General features: G+C 31.3%; 22 protein-coding genes. All 22 read left to right on the forward strand.

Features of this window, described 5'->3' with window-relative positions; translation table 11 throughout:
- Positions 1-9: 9 nt before the first annotated feature.
- From Q385_RS0105150 to fliE, 22 genes are read left to right on the forward strand one after another with little or no spacing between them, the layout of a single operon-like run.
- Positions 10-483, forward strand: a complete 474-nt coding sequence (locus Q385_RS0105150) for a chemotaxis protein CheW (protein WP_028950639.1) — start codon at positions 10-12, stop codon at positions 481-483.
- A 7-nt stretch (positions 484-490) separates the two neighbouring features.
- Positions 491-964 carry a J domain-containing protein gene (locus tag Q385_RS09130; protein WP_028950640.1) on the forward strand — a complete coding sequence of 158 codons (474 nt, stop codon included), beginning with the start codon at positions 491-493 and terminating at the stop codon, positions 962-964.
- Positions 964-1,524 (forward strand): protein phosphatase CheZ, encoded by a 561-nt coding sequence (locus Q385_RS0105160; RefSeq protein ID WP_028950641.1) that lies wholly within the window; start codon positions 964-966, stop codon positions 1,522-1,524. Before Q385_RS09130 ends, Q385_RS0105160 begins: the two co-directional genes overlap by 1 nt.
- Positions 1,525-1,535: 11 nt before the next feature.
- Positions 1,536-1,928 carry a chemotaxis response regulator CheY gene (locus Q385_RS0105165; protein WP_028950642.1) on the forward strand — a complete coding sequence of 131 codons (393 nt, stop codon included), beginning with the start codon at positions 1,536-1,538 and terminating at the stop codon, positions 1,926-1,928.
- 4 nt (positions 1,929-1,932) lie between these two features.
- A complete protein-coding gene (gene fliG / locus Q385_RS0105170) occupies positions 1,933-2,949 on the forward strand; it encodes a flagellar motor switch protein FliG (protein WP_028950643.1) in 1,017 nt (338 codons plus the stop codon).
- Positions 2,950-2,973: 24 nt separating this feature from the next.
- Positions 2,974-3,942: a flagellar motor switch protein FliM gene (locus Q385_RS0105175; RefSeq protein ID WP_028950644.1), complete on the forward strand. Its 969-nt coding sequence runs from the start codon at positions 2,974-2,976 to the stop codon at positions 3,940-3,942.
- Positions 3,923-4,492 (forward strand): FliM/FliN family flagellar motor switch protein, encoded by a 570-nt coding sequence (locus tag Q385_RS0105180; RefSeq protein ID WP_028950645.1) that lies wholly within the window; start codon positions 3,923-3,925, stop codon positions 4,490-4,492. Before Q385_RS0105175 ends, Q385_RS0105180 begins: the two co-directional genes overlap by 20 nt.
- A 2-nt stretch (positions 4,493-4,494) precedes the next feature.
- Positions 4,495-5,208, forward strand: a complete 714-nt coding sequence (locus Q385_RS0105185) for a flagellar hook-basal body protein (protein WP_028950646.1) — start codon at positions 4,495-4,497, stop codon at positions 5,206-5,208.
- A gap of 14 nt (positions 5,209-5,222) precedes the next feature.
- Complete coding sequence (flgG, locus tag Q385_RS0105190; RefSeq protein ID WP_028950647.1) at positions 5,223-6,023, forward strand: flagellar basal-body rod protein FlgG; 801 nt, start codon at positions 5,223-5,225, stop codon at positions 6,021-6,023.
- Positions 6,024-6,028: 5 nt separating this feature from the next.
- A complete protein-coding gene (locus tag Q385_RS0105195) occupies positions 6,029-6,532 on the forward strand; it encodes a flagella basal body P-ring formation protein FlgA (RefSeq protein WP_028950648.1) in 504 nt (167 codons plus the stop codon).
- A complete protein-coding gene (locus Q385_RS0105200; RefSeq protein WP_028950649.1) occupies positions 6,533-7,201 on the forward strand; it encodes a flagellar basal body L-ring protein FlgH in 669 nt (222 codons plus the stop codon).
- Positions 7,202-7,212: 11 nt separating this feature from the next.
- On the forward strand, positions 7,213-8,304 hold the full coding sequence (locus Q385_RS0105205; RefSeq protein WP_028950650.1) for a flagellar basal body P-ring protein FlgI: 1,092 nt from the start codon (positions 7,213-7,215) through the stop codon (positions 8,302-8,304).
- Positions 8,305-8,313: 9 nt separating this feature from the next.
- A complete protein-coding gene (locus Q385_RS0105210) occupies positions 8,314-8,604 on the forward strand; it encodes a rod-binding protein (protein WP_028950651.1) in 291 nt (96 codons plus the stop codon).
- Positions 8,605-8,606: 2 nt separating this feature from the next.
- Positions 8,607-10,685, forward strand: coding sequence for a flagellar biosynthesis protein FlhA (gene flhA / locus Q385_RS0105215; protein WP_037919646.1), 2,079 nt, complete (start codon positions 8,607-8,609; stop codon positions 10,683-10,685).
- Positions 10,675-11,829 carry a flagellar biosynthesis GTPase FlhF gene (gene flhF / locus Q385_RS0105220; protein WP_028950653.1) on the forward strand — a complete coding sequence of 385 codons (1,155 nt, stop codon included), beginning with the start codon at positions 10,675-10,677 and terminating at the stop codon, positions 11,827-11,829. Before flhA ends, flhF begins: the two co-directional genes overlap by 11 nt.
- Positions 11,829-12,701, forward strand: coding sequence for a MinD/ParA family protein (locus tag Q385_RS0105225; RefSeq protein ID WP_211245385.1), 873 nt, complete (start codon positions 11,829-11,831; stop codon positions 12,699-12,701). The genes flhF and Q385_RS0105225 overlap by 1 nt, the downstream gene beginning before the upstream one ends.
- Complete coding sequence (locus Q385_RS08910; RefSeq protein ID WP_037919649.1) at positions 12,698-13,366, forward strand: sigma-70 family RNA polymerase sigma factor; 669 nt, start codon at positions 12,698-12,700, stop codon at positions 13,364-13,366. The genes Q385_RS0105225 and Q385_RS08910 overlap by 4 nt, the downstream gene beginning before the upstream one ends.
- On the forward strand, positions 13,344-14,825 hold the full coding sequence (locus Q385_RS0105235) for a hypothetical protein (protein WP_028950655.1): 1,482 nt from the start codon (positions 13,344-13,346) through the stop codon (positions 14,823-14,825). The genes Q385_RS08910 and Q385_RS0105235 overlap by 23 nt, the downstream gene beginning before the upstream one ends.
- Positions 14,822-16,723, forward strand: coding sequence for a tetratricopeptide repeat protein (locus Q385_RS0105240; protein WP_028950656.1), 1,902 nt, complete (start codon positions 14,822-14,824; stop codon positions 16,721-16,723). Before Q385_RS0105235 ends, Q385_RS0105240 begins: the two co-directional genes overlap by 4 nt.
- Entirely contained in the window at positions 16,713-17,081 is a 369-nt protein-coding gene (gene flgB / locus Q385_RS0105245) for a flagellar basal body rod protein FlgB (RefSeq protein ID WP_028950657.1), read from the forward strand. The genes Q385_RS0105240 and flgB overlap by 11 nt, the downstream gene beginning before the upstream one ends.
- Before the next feature lie 14 nt (positions 17,082-17,095).
- On the forward strand, positions 17,096-17,509 hold the full coding sequence (gene flgC / locus Q385_RS0105250; protein ID WP_028950658.1) for a flagellar basal body rod protein FlgC: 414 nt from the start codon (positions 17,096-17,098) through the stop codon (positions 17,507-17,509).
- Positions 17,510-17,520: 11 nt separating this feature from the next.
- Positions 17,521-17,808: a flagellar hook-basal body complex protein FliE gene (gene fliE, locus Q385_RS0105255; RefSeq protein WP_028950659.1), complete on the forward strand. Its 288-nt coding sequence runs from the start codon at positions 17,521-17,523 to the stop codon at positions 17,806-17,808.

Consider the following 17,808-nt stretch of genomic DNA (forward strand, 5'->3'; position numbering starts at 1 on the left):
AGGGTCATTATGAGCTTAGTACTATCGACACAAAAAAAACCAGTAATTTACGGACAAGATACCACTAAAATTTTAGAGTTTTTAGGAGTGTACCTGGAAGACGAATTTATAGGTATATCCCTTAAAAATGTTTTAGAAATATCAAAGATATTAGAAATTTTTCCCGTCCCTCTGACCCTACACTACATAAAAGGAGTAATAAACCTAAGGGGTGAGATACTTCCTGTTGTATCAATAAAAGAGATGGTAGGAGTGAAGGAGACAAAAGAACCAACAAGACTTATTATATTAGAAACAAACTTAGGCAAGTTAGCTATACTTGTAGACTCTGTTTACGGTGTGTTAAAAATTCCAGAAGATAATTTAGAGCCAAATCCTATGACCAGTATATACAGTAATTACCTTTCAAACGTAGCCTTAACACCTCAAGGATTTATAAGTATAATAGATTTAGATAAACTTTTTCCTGAGAGGGAAGAATAGGAAATAGATGTTTATAGTGAAAATTATGGAATTTATAAGCAATAAAAGAATGGATCTTTTTCAAAGTTTATTTTTTAACCTTTATGAAAAGTACAACGGAGATGCGGACTATTTTGTAGAAGATTGGTTTAGACGATATACTTATACAACATTAAAAACTTACTTTAGAGAGGACTTTTTTAAAAAAGATTTAGAAGAGTTTTTTAATAAGAATAAACATGTTATAAAAACTTACATAAAAGCTTATTGGAGTTTTTGCAATGACCCAGATGCAAGACCCCACCATATAAAAGTTGCAATGGATTTTTTCGGAATAAAAGAACTTTCGGAAAAAGAACTTAAGAAAAAGTTTAGAGAGATGGTAAAGTTGTATCATCCTGATATTCATCCAAATAAAAAAGAAGCAACATTAAAAATGATGGAAATAAACCATCATTATCAGATTCTCAAAGCATTTTTAGAAAAATACGGAGGAGAGTAATGGAAAACCTAAAGACTGTTATAAAGAGCATACTGGAAGAAGTAAGATTACTTGAAGAAAAGATAGAAGAAACTGCAAAAGTTACTACCCATACAACGAAAGTCATAACACCTACCGCTACAGAAAGTCTTAGAGAGGTAATAAAATTCTCCGAAGAAAGTGCAAACAACATAATAGGGCAGATAGACAAAGTAGAAGAAAATTGTAAGATAATCGACGCTATAACAAATGAACTTTTAAACTTAAACCCTATTAACACTATAAAAGAAAAGTTAAATATAATAAAAGAAAAAAATCAAGATAACATGAATATCTTAATAAAGGTTTACGAAATGTTTTCTTTTCAAGACCTTATGGCACAGCAGATAAAAGAGGTTATAAACATATTAGAAGAAACAAAGAAAAATCTCTTAAAGTTTGCGGCTACATCTATAGAAATGTCATCATCTTTATCCGAAGAAGATAAAAAGAAAGCAGTTGGAAAAGTTCATGAACTTATTACTGGAGATAGAGTTAATCAGGAAGATGTAGATAAACTTTTAGAAGAATTAGGATTATAAAGGAGGTTAATATGGGATTTCCTTCAGATGCTAAAATTTTATCAGTAGACGATATGGCTACAATGAGAAAAATAATAAAAAGTCTTTTAACACAACTGGGATACACAAATGTTGATGAAGCTGAAAACGGGAAAGAAGCCTTAGCAAAACTAAAACAACAAAAATACGATTTGGTTTTACTAGACTGGAATATGCCAGAAATGGACGGAATCACACTACTACAAGAAATAAGAAAAGATCCGGATTTGAAAAATATACCGGTTATAATGGTTACAGCTGAAGCCAAAAAAGAAAACGTTTTACAAGCAATACAAACCGGAGCAAATAACTATATAGTTAAGCCTTTTACAGCTGAAACTTTGAAAGAAAAGATAGATAAAGTTTGGGCACAATTGCAAGGTTAGTAAAATGGATAAAGAAAAACTTTCAGGATTAGATAAAGCTGCTGTACTTTTATCAATTTTACCAGAAGATAAAAATGTAAAGATTTTTAAACATTTAAAGCAGACAGATTTAGAAAAAATTATAAAAAAACTTCTAACGCTCGAATCACCAGATAAGGAAACTTTAAAAAAGGTCATTGAAGAAGCTTATAAAGAAATATCCGAAACAGCTCCACTAAGGCTTCTTCCAGAAAACCTTAGAAAGATATTAGAAAAAGCTCTTCCTCCAGAAAAGGTTAAAGAACTTTTTGACGGACTACTTCTAGCAGAACAAGGAAAAGCCATATTCAATGAACTTGAAAAACTTCCCTCTAAAGTAGTAGCAAATCTTATAAAAAATGAGCATCCTCAAGTTATATCACTAATATTAAGCCAGTTAAAACCAAGTAAAGCAGCAGAGATAATCCAATTTTTACCAAGAAGACAAGGAATATCAAACATTCAAGAAGAAGTAATAAAAAGACTTGCATCTTTAGAGAAAGTATCATCAAATATGATTAAGATGGTTGCTGATAATCTTGAAGCAGAGTTATACACTATAGGAGCTGGAAAAGAAGAGATGTTAAGCGGTTTAGACATAGCTGCTGAGATAGTTAACAACCTTCCAAAAGACTTTGCACAGGAGATATTAGACGAAATAAGAAAAGAGGCACCTTCGTTGGCAGACAACATAGAAGAAAGAATGTTCAAATTTGAGGACATTATTAAACTTGACAACAGAGCTATTATGGAAATACTCAAACAAGTTGACAAAAATGACCTTCTTGTTGCACTTAAAGGAGCTCCTCAAGAGATTATTGACAAGTTCCTTGCTAATATGTCAAAAAGGGCTGCACAGATGTTTATGGAAGATATGGAAGTACTTGGACCTGTTAAAAAGTCAGATGTTGAAAATGCCCGTAAGAAAATTATACAGGTTATTAAAAACCTTATACAAGCTGGTGTTATTGAGTATGGCGGTGGTGGAGAAGAGATGTTATAATTATAATTTAGTGGGGTGATTTAAATGTCAGATTTTTTATCTCAAGAAGAGATTGATGCATTACTTGGAGGTGGGAAGAAAGAAACTGTTGTTGAAACGAAAAGAGAGAAACCTTTTGATTTTTCTAAAATTGAAAAGATAAAGAAAGGTGGTTTTCCGGGATTGGAAGTAATCTTTGAAAGATGGGCTAAAATATTCCGAGAAGAGATAAGATCTCTATTCCCCGTTATAAACATGGTTTCTAAAAATATTATAACTGTGATGAAGTTTGGAGATTTTATCAACAAAATTCCACTACCTGCATCTTACACGATATTTACAATGAAACCTCTTAATGAGTCTGCACTTTTAGTAATAGACTCAAGAGTAGTTTTTAATTTAGTTAGTGCCTTGTTTGGAGGAGGTGCAAGACCCTTTAAAATAGAAGGTAGAGACTTTACAAAGTTAGAGATTAACATAATTAATGATTTTGTAGATACTGTTTTAAGTAGTTTTGAGAAAATATGGCACACTGTTTTTCCAGTTGAAATAGAAAAAAAATCTATTGAATTTAACCCATTTTTAGTAAGGATAGTATCTCCTGCTGAAAAAGTTATAGTAGTTGAGATGATACTTGACATAGAAGGTTTAGAAGTACCCTTTAGTTTTGCTTTTCCGCAGATGCTTTTTTTACCACTAAAAGATATCATCTTTTCAGAAACTTCTGGTTTAGAGATATCTCCGGAATGGGAAGAAAATATCCAAAAGAAAATATCAAAAGTAGAACTTACGCTAACTTTAGAACTCTCACGTTTTACTATGTTAGTAGAGGAATTAATAAACTTGGAAGTAGGGAGTGATATAATTTTAGATGTAAAAAAGGATGATATCATAAAACTGTTAGTTGCAGGAAAACCTAAGTTTTTAGCAAAGCTTGGAAGGTACGACAAAAAGTACGCAGCGATGATAGTAAGCAGAATTAAAGGTGAGGAAGATGGAAGAGAAGGAAAATAATAACCAAGAAAACCAAGAAGAAGTATCTCAAGAAGACTTGGCAGCTGCTTGGGAGCAGATGCTTCAGCAGGAACCTGTTGTAGAAGAAAAAGAAGAAAAAAAAGAAGAAAGTAAACCTTCTGAATCTCAAGAAGACTTAGCGGATGCTTGGGCACAGATGCTTGAATCTGAAAAAAAAGAAGAGAAAACAACACCTGAACAAGAAATTATAAAAGAACAACCAAAAGAGGAACCTATAAAAGAACAAACACAAAATATTCCAGAAGTTATACAACAAAAACTTAGCATACTCTTAGACCTTCCTATAACTATAACGGTGGAGATAGGTTCAAGGGTAATGACAATAGAGGAGATATTAAAACTTTCACCAAGTAGTGTAGTAGATTTAGATAGATTTATAACAGAGCCTATAGATTTAAAAGTAAACGGCGTTTTAGTAGCAAAAGGAGAGCTTTATCAGGTTGAAGATCAGTTTGCAATAAAGATAAAAGAAATTTTGACGAAAGAAGAAAGAGTAAACCTTATATCAAAACAATTGAAGAGGTTATAAAGATGGCAGTAAATTTTCAACCAATTTACATTTTAGCCTCTGGAGGAAGTAGGGCGGTAGATCAGTTAGATACTATAACAAATAATATATCAAACGCAAACACTTCTGGATTTAAAAAAATACTTATGAGGGAGATGAGTCAAAAAATTCCAGAAAATGTAGGACAAACGGGAGACTTGCTTGTATTTCCAAGATTTAGAGATACACATGTTATCAACAGTCAGGGGACTCTCATAAAAACAGATAACCCTTTAGATTTAGCAATAGAAGGTGAAGGATTCTTTCAAGTAGAGACAAACGTAGGAAGATTTTATACGAGGAATGGACATCTTTTTATAAACAACGAAGGTTTTTTAGTTGACCAAAACGGTGGATACGTACTTGATACAAACGAACAAAGAATAAAATTAAACACAAACGGTAGAATAGATATTACAACAAAAGGAGAGATATACCAAAACGGACAACTTGTAGCAACTTTAAGAGTAGTAAACCTACAAAACCTTCAACCTGTAGGAAATAGTTATTACAACGGACAAGAACAACCAACTCAAAAGTATAGTATTAGACAAGGGTTTTTAGAAGGATCTAACATAAATATAGTAAAAGAAATGGTAGAGATGATAAACAGTCATAGAAGATTTGACATTTACATGAATTTAGCAAAATCTTTAGACCAACTTGAAGGAAGATTAAACGAAATAGGAAAAGCTTAAAAGGAGGGTTTAACATGTTAAGAGCACTTTGGACGTCAGCATCAGGAATGGAAGCACAACAAACAAACTTAGATGTTATATCTCACAACATAGCAAACGTTAATACTGTAGGGTTTAAAAGAAGTAGAGCAAACTTTGAAGACCTTATTTACCAAGATGTTAGAGACCCGGGAGTTTTAAGCTCTACTCAAAACAGAGTTCCAGCAGGAATACAGATAGGTTTAGGTGTGAAAGTCTCAGATGTTGCAAAAATGTTTTCTCAAGGAAGTCTTATAAAAACAGATAACCCGTTAGACCTTGCTATTCAAGGAGATGGTTTTTTCAAAATAGAGATGCCAGATGGTAGTGAAGCCTTTACGAGAGCGGGAAATTTCCAACTTGACAACGAAGGTTATATAGTAAATCCAGAAGGTTATAGATTAAGTCCAAATATCCAAATATCAGCCCCAGAAACAGTTATAAGTATATCAGTAAGTCCAAACGGTAAAGTTGTTGTAGTTAGAAACAGTGGTGGACAGCAGACAACAGAGGAAGTTGGAGACATAAAACTCTACAGATTTATGAACCAAGCAGGATTAAAAGCGATAGGACAAAACTTGTTTAAATATACAGAAGCATCAGGAGAACCAATAGAAGGAGACCCTAACACAGACGGTTTTGGAAAGATTACACAAGGATTTTTAGAAGCTTCTAATGTAAACATAGTTGAGGAGATGGTTAACCTTATAGTTGCCCAAAGAGCCTACGAAGTAAACTCAAAAGGAATAATTACAGCAGATGAAATGTTAAGAACTGTTTCAACGCTTAAAAGTTAGATAGGATGGTATGGTTTTTTATACTAATTTTAGCTTTTATTAAGCTAAGTTTTTCAGCGGATAACGTAGAAAAATTCAAAAACTTAGTTGATAATTACGTAAAGACAAACTTTAAAGAGTTTGAAATTGTAAATATGGTAAAAATACCTGAAAGTTATACAAAACAGATTACGGAAGACTTTGACAGTGTAGATTGTAAAAGTAAAGGAAACAGTGGACTGTACCTTTACTTGTCTTGCTTGGTGATAGAAGATGGTAAAACTTTAGCAGAAATACCAGTTGCGTATAGAATAAGTCAGCAAAAAGATGGAAAATTAATTCTAGTTATACGAAAAAATCAAAAAGTGAATATTTTATATATGAAAGGTGCAATAAAAGTTCAACTTTTAGGTATTGCGTTAGATAATGGAAAAGAAGGAGATTACATAAAAGTTAAAAATATTTCTACTGGTAAAGAAATAGTAGGAAAGGTTATAGATGGACAAACGGTCTTAGTTGAGGGAGAGTAGATGAAATTAAAGTTAACAGCTTTTATTCTAACGGCTTTTGTTATAGGATGTGCATCTAAAAACGAGTATGCCAAGCCTTACAACCCTGTTCCTCCTGATATTCCACAAGAGAAAGTTTCAAGAACTGCAGGGTCTTTATACACGGGAAGTTATAATAATCTGTTTACAGACTCAAAGGCATTTAACGTTGGAGACGTTATTACTATAAAAGTTGTAGAGACAATAGCAGGACAGACAGCTTCCGGAACAAACACACAAGAACAATCTAAAATGTCTTTAGGCGTACCATCTCCAACTATAATGGGTAAACAAGTACCAAATAAAACGCCTATTGCAGGTATTACAGAAAATAACTCTGACACTTATAAAGGGACTGCATCAACAAACAGGTCTTCTAAACTGATAGCTACAATATCTGCAAGAGTTACTAAGGTTTATCCCAATGGAAATCTATTTATAGTCGGTAAAAAAGTTGTAAAAGTAAACGATGATTATCAAACACTTGTAATATCCGGAATAGTAAAACCTACGGATATATTACAAGATAACTCTGTTGATTCATCAAGAATATCTGATATGTATGTTGAGTACAACGGAGAAGGTTATATGGCAGACAGTACAAAACCAGGCTGGCTTGCACAATTTTTAAAGAAAATCTGGCCATTTTAAAGGTAGAGAAAATGTTTAAGAAAATAATTTTACTGCTTTTTATACCTTTTATAACGTTTGCTGCTACAAATGAGATAAAAATCAGAGATTTAGTAGAAGTAGAAGGTTTTAGAACGAACTATCTTACAGGCTATGGTATCGTTGTAGGACTTAACGGGACTGGAGACGGAACAACAAGTAGATACACACTTATAAGTATTGCTAATATGCTTAGAAAACTTGGTATATACATAGACCCAGCTCAAGTAAGGACTAAAAACTCAGCAGCTGTTATCGTTACTGCAAACCTTCCACCGTTTGCAAAACCGGGAATGACTGTAGATGTCCAAGTTGCTTCCATAGGTGATGCAAAAGATATTAGAAATGGACTTTTAATAAGGACACCTCTTTATGGTCCCGATGGTAAAATATACGCTTTTGCTCAAGGTCCCGTATCAACTGGAGGAGGATTTACTGAATCTAACAAGACAGGTAAAGTTCAAAAAGGATTTACAACAGCTGGTATAATACCAAACGGTGTAATAATAGAAGAAGAGCTTCCCTTTGATTTTAACTCTTTAACTGAGATAACACTTAACTTGAAAAATCCAGATTTTAAAAGGTCTACACTGATTGCAAACACTATTAATAAAAAGTATCCAAACATAGCCAGTGTTTTAGATGCCACTTCTGTTAAAATTAAACTTCCAGATGGAAACTCCAAGGCGGAGTTTTTAGCATCAATTTTAGACCTAAAAGTTTCCTTAGATACAGATTATCCAACTATTGTTATCTACGAAAAAACAGGAACAGTTATAATGAGTGGAGATATTAAAATAGACCCACCTGTTTATGTATCCCATGGAAATATATACGTATCGGTTGAAACTGTTCCTCTTGTTTCTCAGCCGCCGCCTTTATCAGGTGGTCAAACTGTAATTGCTCAGCAGACTATAACGAAAGTAGTTGAAGAAAAAGGAAGAATTATAGAAATAGAAAAGCCTTCTTTAAAAGATTTAGTAAAAGCCCTCAACGATTTAGGTGTTTCTCCGTACGACCTTATAGCTATCATTCAAGCTATAAAAAATGCAGGAAAGATTAACGCAAACATAATAATAATGTGAGGTTTCATAATGGAGATAAATCACATAAACTCTTACTTTGATTTAAAAAGTATCCAAGAAGCAAAAACACCGGAAGAAGTAGCAAAAAACTTTCAAACTATTTTCTTATCGATGGTAGTTAAAGAGATGAGAAAAACAGTTCCTCAGTTTTCCTCAAACGATTTTGGAAGTAGGATGTACCTTGATATGTTTGATATGCAACTTGCACAGGTAATGGCAGACTCAGACCAGTTAGGTTTAAAAGACTACATATTAAACGCTATAAAATCCTATGCTCAAAACCAAGATAAAAAGGGATAATCTTGGAAAGAGCCTTAAGTGTATTTGAAAAGATAAATCAATACTCAGATGCAATAGTAATTATTCTTATTTTAATAATTTTAGGTTCATTAGTTCTTCCCGTTCCACCTTTTTTACTTGATATACTTCTTACGTTCAGTATTACATTTTCTATGCTAATTCTTATGGCTACTGTATATGTAGAAAGTCCTTTAAAGTTTTCTTCATTTCCTTCTATACTTCTTGTAGCTACACTTTTTAGACTATCTTTAAACGTTGCATCTACAAGAAGAATACTTCTGCATGGACACGAAGGACCTGATGCAGCAGGACACGTTATACAGGCTTTTGGTCAGTTTGTAGTAGGCGGTAACTACGTAGTAGGTATAATTGTATTTTTAGTGCTGGTTATAATTAACTTTATCGTTATTACTAAAGGAACAGAAAGAATATCAGAAGTTGCTGCAAGGTTTACACTTGACGCTATGCCAGGAAAACAAATGAGTATAGACGCTGACCTAAACAGTGGTCTTATAGATGAAAAAGAGGCTCAAAGAAGAAGACAGGAAGTTCAAAGAGAAGCTGATTTTTACGGAGCTATGGACGGTGCTACCAAGTTTATAAGAGGAGATGCGGTAGCAGGAATAATCATCGTTTTTATAAACATAATAGGCGGAATTATAATAGGTATGGTTCAAAAAGGTATGGACTTTCAGACAGCTCTGCAAAACTTTACAATACTTACTATAGGTGATGGATTAGTATCTCAGATTCCTGCATTAATAACTTCAACAGCTGCCGGACTTATGGTTACAAGGGCAGCCTCTGAGATGAATTTAGGACAAGAGATATTTACACAGCTTACAAGTTATCCAAAAGCACTATTTATGGCTGCTGGTGCAATATTTGTTATGGGTATTATTCCGGGAATGCCTACATTACCATTTTTAATCTTATCTTCCATAGTAGGTATATCTGGTTATATGATGAACTTAATACTTAAAGAGAAAGAATCAAAAGAAAAAGAAGAAAAAGCAAAAGAAATAGTAAAGTCGTTAGAGGAGGAAAAACCCGAAGATTACGTCCAACCACCAGAACCTCTTACATTAGAGATAGGATACGGGCTTATATACCTTGTAGATGAGAAACAAGGAGGAGATTTAGTAAAAAGAATAAAAAATTTAAGAAAACAGCTGACTAAGGAGCTTGGTCTTTTAATACCTTTAGTACACATTAAAGACAATCTTGAATTAAAGCCAAACGAATACAGAATTCTTATAAAAGGAGTAGAAGTAGCAAAATACGAAGTTTACCCTGGAAAGTACCTTGCGATAGATACAGGAATGATAAAAGAAAAAGTTGAAGGTATTCCTACGAAAGACCCTGCTTTTGGATTAAACGCTTTATGGATAGAAGAGAATTTAAAAGACAAATCAAGATTATCAGGTTATACAGTTGTAGATATAAGCACAGTTATAATCACACACCTTTCAGAAACAATTAAAAAGTACTCATACGAAATACTTACAAGACAGCAGGTAAAAGAACTTTTAGACATAGTATCTAAAAACTACCCGATGGTAAAAGATATCGTTCCAGACCAAGTACCTTTAAATATTTTACATAAAGTATTACAAAACCTTTTAAAAGAAGGAATTCCTATCAAAGATATACCTACTATCGTAGAAGCATTGTCAGATAACATAAATAAAACAAACGACCCAGACCTACTAACAGAATATGTAAGAATGGCTCTTAAAAGAGTAATTACAAGTATGTATCAAAAAAATGGAGAGATAATGGCATTAGTTTTAGGAAATAGAACGGAAAACTATATAAATAAACTACTTAATGAGAACAAAAACGGCTTATCAGTAAGCCCTTCTTTTGTACAGAAATTAATAGCATCTATAAGCCAAGACTTAGATAAGTTTATAATAAACTCTACCCAGCCTATACTGATAACTTCACCTATCGTTAGAAAATACGTAAAACAGATACTTGAAAACTACCTTCCAAATCTTACTGTTTTATCCTACGGGGAGATAGAAAATAATGTAAAATTAAATATAGTAGGGATGGTGGATGTAGATGAAAATTAAAATATACGAAGGTTTTAACTTAGAAGAGCTTTTGAATAAAGTAAACCAAGAGCTGGGAGATAAATATAAAATCCTTTATAAAGATAAAGTTAAAGTAAAAACAAAGATACCTTTTATAAAAAAAACAAAACACATACTAATAGTTGAACCTGAAGAGGAAGAAAAAGTCCAGTTTGAAGAATTGTTAGAAAAAGAGTTAGAGGTTGAAGAAGAGGAAAATTATCAGCCTCCTTCCAATCCACTTCGGTCTTACCATCTGGTAGAAGAAAGTCCTGTAAAAGAACCAGAAGTTAAAAAAGAAATAACAATACACGATAATAAATTAGAGGAGATTACAAAAGAATTCTCAGGCAAAGCTATAGATTTGATTAACATCTTAACACAAAAAGAGGTAAACTTAGAGGTTGCTAAAGAGATTGTAAGAGGAGGATGTGGTTTAGAGCTGTCTTCTAATAAACTTGATTTAAAACACTTTACTTTTAGAGAATCATTGATAGAAGGTCTAACTAACAGCGTTAAGTTTAAAGGTGATGTATTTGAAAACTTAACAAGACCAAAAGTTTTGGTTTTCTTAGGTCCAACAGGTGTAGGAAAAACAACAAATCTTTTTAAAATAGCTTCAGATTTAGTTTTAAATAAAAACAAAAAAGTAGCAGTACTCTCTATTGATACTTTTAAAGCAGGAGCTGCAGATCAGGCAAGAAGTTATTCTAACATCTTAGGAATACCTTTTTACCTACTATCAGACCCTAAAAAAATAAGAGAGACCGTTGATGACTTAAACTTTGTAGATGTTATACTTATAGACACGATAGGAAGAAGCCACTATGACCACTGGAAGTTAGGCGAGATGAAAGAAACTTTAAGATTTTTGGATGAAGCTCAGTATATGATGGTTTTAAGTGCTAATATGAATACAAAGGAAGGTTTTAATATAATAGAAAAATACCAAAGATTTTTCAAAATAGACTACTTATTCTTTACAAAGATAGATGAAACTGCTTATCTGGGTATAATACTTAACCTTACAGTAAAAACAGGCATACCACTCACTTATATAAGTACAGGTCAAAACGTCCCTGAAGATATAAAAGTTTTAACCCCAGAAAGACTTGTCTCTTTACTACTTAAGGAGACAGAATAATGGAACAGCAACTTGAGCATTTAAAAACTTTAGTAAAACAAAAGTTAGAAAATAACAATAATGTTATAAAAAACTCGAAATTTATATGCGTTGCTTCTGGAAAAGGAGGAGTAGGAAAAACAAACTTCTCTATAAACTTTGCCTATATCTTAGCTAATAAATTTAACAAAAAAGTTTTACTTATTGATGCAGATATAGGACTTGGAAACATTCACGTCATCTTAAACATACCACTAATAAGGTCTTTAAAAGAGTTTTTTGAAGGTAAAAAAGACATAGAAGAAAACATACTAAATGTAAAGAATTTCGATTTAATTCCTGGCTTTTCTGGAATAGACAACATATCGGTTTTAGAAGAAGAGAAAATAATTATGTTAGTTGATAAACTTGACAAAATTTCAAAACTATACGATTACGTAATTATAGATACTGGAGCTGGAATAGGAAAAGATGTTATAAACTTTGTACTTCCATCTGACAAAACTTACCTTATCACAACTCCAGAACCTACCGCACTTACAGATGCTTACAGTTTTATAAAATCCTTATATAAGATTTATAACTATAAAGACTTTAAAGTAGTTATTAATATGGTAAAAAGCGATGAAGAAGGATATGAAGTATTTGAAAGATTGAAAGAATCTTGTAAAAAATTTTTAGAATTAGATTTAGAGTTATCAGGATTATTGCCTACATCTGAGAACCTAAAAAAATCAGTTTTAGAAAGAAAGTTAATATGCGAAGAATATCCAAAAGATAAATTTTCAGAAAAACTAATCCAAATAGCAGTAAAAGAAACAGGAGAAGAAATTAAAAATAAAGAAGAGAAAAGCTTTTTTAAAAAATTTTTATCACTGATAAAAGGTGAATGAATCTGGATAAAGAAAAGAAAAAATTAGTAGAAGAGAATTTAAATCTCGTTAAAAAAGTTGCTTCAAAAATATACTATAGATTACCAGATTGTAGTATTGATTTTGATGATTTATTTCAAGTTGGAGTGATAGGTCTAATTAAAGCTTCAGAAAACTATAACGAAGATAAAGGGAAATTTTCAACCTATGCCTATATAAGAATTAGAGGAGAGATTTTAGATTTTTTAAGAAGCTTAGAAATTTTTCCCCATACGGAAAGAGATTATATAACAGTAGAAAAAGCAGAACCAGACGAGGATCTACCTTACTCTAATACTGCTGTTATCCTTAGTCTTGATAGGATAATATCTACAGAGGATGAAAGTATATCTTTAATAGACTCTATTGTATCAAACTCCAAAACACCTGAAGAGGAGTATGAAATAAAAGAACAGATTGAAAAAATATCCCAAATAATAGACAACCACTTAGATGAGAATGAAAAAAAAGTTATAAATTACTTATTTTTTGAAGAAAAAGATCCGAAAGAGATACAGGAGATTATGGGAATAAGCTTAGGTAGAATATCTCAAATAAAAGCAAAAGCACTGGAAAAAATCAGAGAAATTATGTATCATAATAAGGAGAAAGTTGGAGGGAAATATGAATCCCATAAAAGAAAGTAGTTTAGATAGCAATTTAACTGCGATAAAAAATAACAAAGCAAAACAGAAAATAAAGTTTTCTGTTTTTGACCTGATTTTGTCCAAAGAAACTTCATCAAAAGAGTCTTTAAAACCAGAAAACAAGTTAAAAAAAGATAAAAACATAGTGGAGAAAGAAACAAAACTCCAGCAAGATTTAATAGATTTGTCCAAACAGACTGATAATGTTCAACTTCATAAAGCTATTGAGATATCAGAAATTCAAATAAAAGAAAACCTAAAACCAGAAAATAAGACAAAAAAAGATAAAAATGCTTCAGAAAGAGATTTAAAAATTCAGCAAAATTTGACAGATTTATCCAAGCAGATTGATAACCTTCAGCTTGATAAACCCATTGAAATAGTAAAAATTCAAACAACTGGAAATCTAAAACCAGAAAACAAACCAAAAAAAGATAAAAACATAACAGAAAAAGGTTTAAAACTTTCGCAAAGTTTAAATCAAATTCAAATAAAGACTAATACTGAAAAAGGGGGCAACTTTTTAACAGAATTACAAAATGATGGAAAGCATAATAAAATTTTAGACCAGTTAGGTGTTCTATCTCAAGAAGATTTCAAATACCAAAAAACTTTACCTCAACAGAATTTAAAACAGGTGTTAACGCAAGCAGAGAATCAATCAGCTAATAAATTAAGTAAACTCCAAAATCAAGATAGTGATGTAAAAGATGTATTAAAAACATATAACCTTAATCAGCTTAAAAAATTAGAAAATAATAATAACTTAAATGAAAATAAGTTATTGCACAATACCTCTTTAAAGAACGACGAGATTAAAGTGAAAAGAAATTATGAAAGTATTAAAGAAACAGATCAAATAGATTTGAAAAAAGTAGATATTAAAATAGAATCTAAAAAACAAGACTTTCTTAAATCCCTAAAAATAGAAAGAGAAGATTTTACCAACAATATAAATAATAACATCTTAACAGAAAGTTTTAAAAATACAGAAAAACAAAGTATTAACACTAACCTTAACAGTAAAAGTTTAGACCAGAATACGAATAAGAGTAATAATTTAGACTTTGTTAATACTAACAACGCTACAGCTGTTAACTACGACCTTACCTCTGGGTATAACAGCTCAAAATCAGCGGGTGATAATGCAAATAGTTTCACTCAAAACCAACATCAGCCCAGCACATCTGGACAAAGTAGTTTCCAAAATTTTAACATAACATATCAAAACACAAACATTAACGCAGTTATTACACAAACAACATTAAATCTTTTTATAAAAAGTTCAGACGTTGTGTTTACACCTGAAATTATTGACAGTATAAAAAATATCCTTAAAACCAGTGGCTACAAAGATTTAAAGCTTACTTTAAAAGATAGAGAAAAAGTATACAAAGTAAACAGCATAGAAAAATTAAGCCAACCGACTACCGAAAAAGGTATTAATATTGCAGTATGAAAAAACTTTTTTTTGTTATACTTGTTTTTTCTTTCGTCTCTTTAAACTCTTACGGAAAAACTGAAAGTGAAGATTATCCAATCTATCAAAAAGCATTATCTTACTATAATTACGGTTCTTATTACTCTGCTTTAGAAGAGTTAGATAAATTAATTTACAAAAAAAATCTAAAGTTTTATCCAGACGTTCTACTTTTAACTGCGAAAACGTATTTAGGTATAGGAATAAAATCTGGAATAAAAAAGTATCTTTGGAATGCTGTATACTATCTAAATTACTACATAGGATATGGCGGTAAAAAGACAGAAGATTATTATTATACAAAGGGGTTGGCATACGAAAGACTTGGATTTTACGAAAGGGCTTTAACAAACTATAAAATAGCTTTACTATCAAAATCAGAAAACAGCAATATTACAAACAAGATAATTCTTGGAATTATGAGAACTTCTATTTTAATGGAAAAGGTTGACAACATAACTAAGTACATAGTATACCTTGCACCTTTAGAGACAAGCGAAGGACAAGAGTTATCTGTCGTTTTAGGTATGAAGTATTTTTATGAAGGAAATTATGATTTAGCATTTAACTACTTCTCACAAGTTTATCAAGATTTTGAAGAATATTTACTTTACAATCCGGATTTTTACTACTACATTGGAGAGACTGCCTATAGATTAAAAAAGTACGAGTTTGCTAAAAGAATATTTAGAAAAATTGTAAATAATGTAAAAAATGACGATGTTATAAGGAAAGCTTACTTAAGACTTGGTGATATAGCAGTAATACAGAATGATAAGTATGAAGCGTTTAACAATTACTACATAGTTATAAACAGATTTCCAGAAACAAATGAAAACACTGTAGCAAGGCTTAAAATGTTAGCGCTTGGATTAAAGTATTCAGATTTAGAAAGTAAAATAAAAAAAGTAAAACAGCTCGAAGACCCTATTAAATTTGTAGTTCAAACTCTTGTATCAAATAGGACAAACTACATAGGAAAATACGCTATAGGAAACTTTGGAGTTTTAGTTTTACAAAACCCTATAGATTTTTTGATTGATAAACTATCTTACGAGCTTTCCCTTTTATACCCTGCCAACTTTACTTATGAACAAGCAGAGTATATAAGAAGTCTGTGGACTCCTTACTTGGAAAAATTAGATAATAAAGCACTTATAAAACTTTACAAAGCAAATCCTAAGTTTTTTAAAGATATATTTGATGAAAAAATTCTAAAAAGAATATTAGAAAATCTTAAAGACAACTACTACAAAAAAGACTTACTAAAACATTTAATTAAGATTTACGACAAAGATGAGTATAAAATCCAGCTTACAAAAATATACTATGAAGAAAAAAATTACTCTAAAGCTTTAGATACCCTATCTACTGTAAAAGATAAAAATTGTAACTTTTATATAATTTCTGCTCTTGTTAAAAAAGCTATGAATATGAGCTACAAAGAAGATTTGGATAACATAGAAAAAAGCTGTAAAGACCAAAAACTACCATTTGAAATTGCTCTTGATTATCACTTAATAAAGAATGACTTATCAAAAGCAGTATCTACTATTTTAGAAAACAAAAACAATCTAAAAGACGGTGAAGATACTAAAAATAAAATCTCAGACTTAATCCTAAAACTGTATAACGCTAAAATGTATAAAGAAATCTCTGAACTTTTAGATAACATTCCAGAAAATCTATTACCAAAAGAAAAACTTTGTGATATAGCATCTTACTATTTAATTGCAAAAGTTAAACTAAATTCAGTTAATGCTAGAGAGTTGTATTATAATACTGTAAAAAAATGTGATACACAAATCGCTAAAGTATCTTTTGAACTTTACGAAACAGTAAAAGTAATACAGGAGGTTAAAGGAAATGTTCGATGAAACAGATAAGATAAATAAAATGTCTTCTTTTTACTTTGAAAGATTTAAGGTTATTCAGGGAAATATTGCAAATGTCAATACACCTTTTTACAAACCTAAAGACCTAAAGTTTGAAGAAGTTTTTAGAAACCATGTTCCTATGAAGCTCACTAATCCAAAGCATATCAATCCAGAAGGTAGTGAAGATATAAAAATAACAAGTTTTGAGAACGGATACATCACAGGATATGATCAAAACAAAGTAAACCTTGAAGAAGAGATGGCTAAGCTTGCGGAAAGCTCAATAATGTATAAAACTCTTGTTGAGGTTATGAAAAAAGAAATGGCAAAGATGAAGTATGCGATATCAGGTAAATAAGGAGGGATTAAAAGATGATTTTTAAAGGGCTTGAAGTATCAGTTTCAGGAATGCAAGCAGAAAGAGTAAGGATAGACTTATCAGCCAGCAACCTTGCTAACATAAACTCAACTAAAGCAGAAGATGGACAACCTTACAGAAGAAAAGTTCCAGTATTTGAAGCAGTTTTAGACAGTCAGTCAAAAAATATACCTGTATATAAAGTGAAAGTAAAAGAGATTCAAACAGACCCTTCTCCTTTTAAATTAAAATTTGACCCAAATAATCCTGACGCAGACCAAAACGGATACGTAAGACTACCAAATGTTGACCCTGTAAGAGAAATGGTAGATATGATGTCAGCAATGAGAAGCTATGAAGCAAACCTTACAGCTTTTAACACCCATAAAGACATGATTTTAAAAAGTCTTGAAATAATAAGAGTATAAAGGAGTAAGCTATGAGAGTAGAATTAAACACTCTTCCATTAAAGTTGGACCAAGAAACTAATTTAAATAATCAAGAAAAACCCTCTTTTTCAGATATTTTGAAAAACTTTATCCAAGATGTAAACAACGACCTTTTAACAGCAAAGCAGGTTGAACAAGATTTAGCAGCAGGAAAAGTGGAAAACATACAAGAAGCTATGTACCTAATAGAAAAAGCAGACATATCATTTAAACTTTTAACAGAGATAAGAAATAAAGCATTAGATGCATACCAAGAAATAATGAGAATGCAGGTGTAA

This window comes from Sulfurihydrogenibium subterraneum DSM 15120 (assembly GCF_000619805.1).
Taxonomy (GTDB): Bacteria; Aquificota; Aquificia; order Aquificales; family Hydrogenothermaceae; genus Sulfurihydrogenibium; species Sulfurihydrogenibium subterraneum.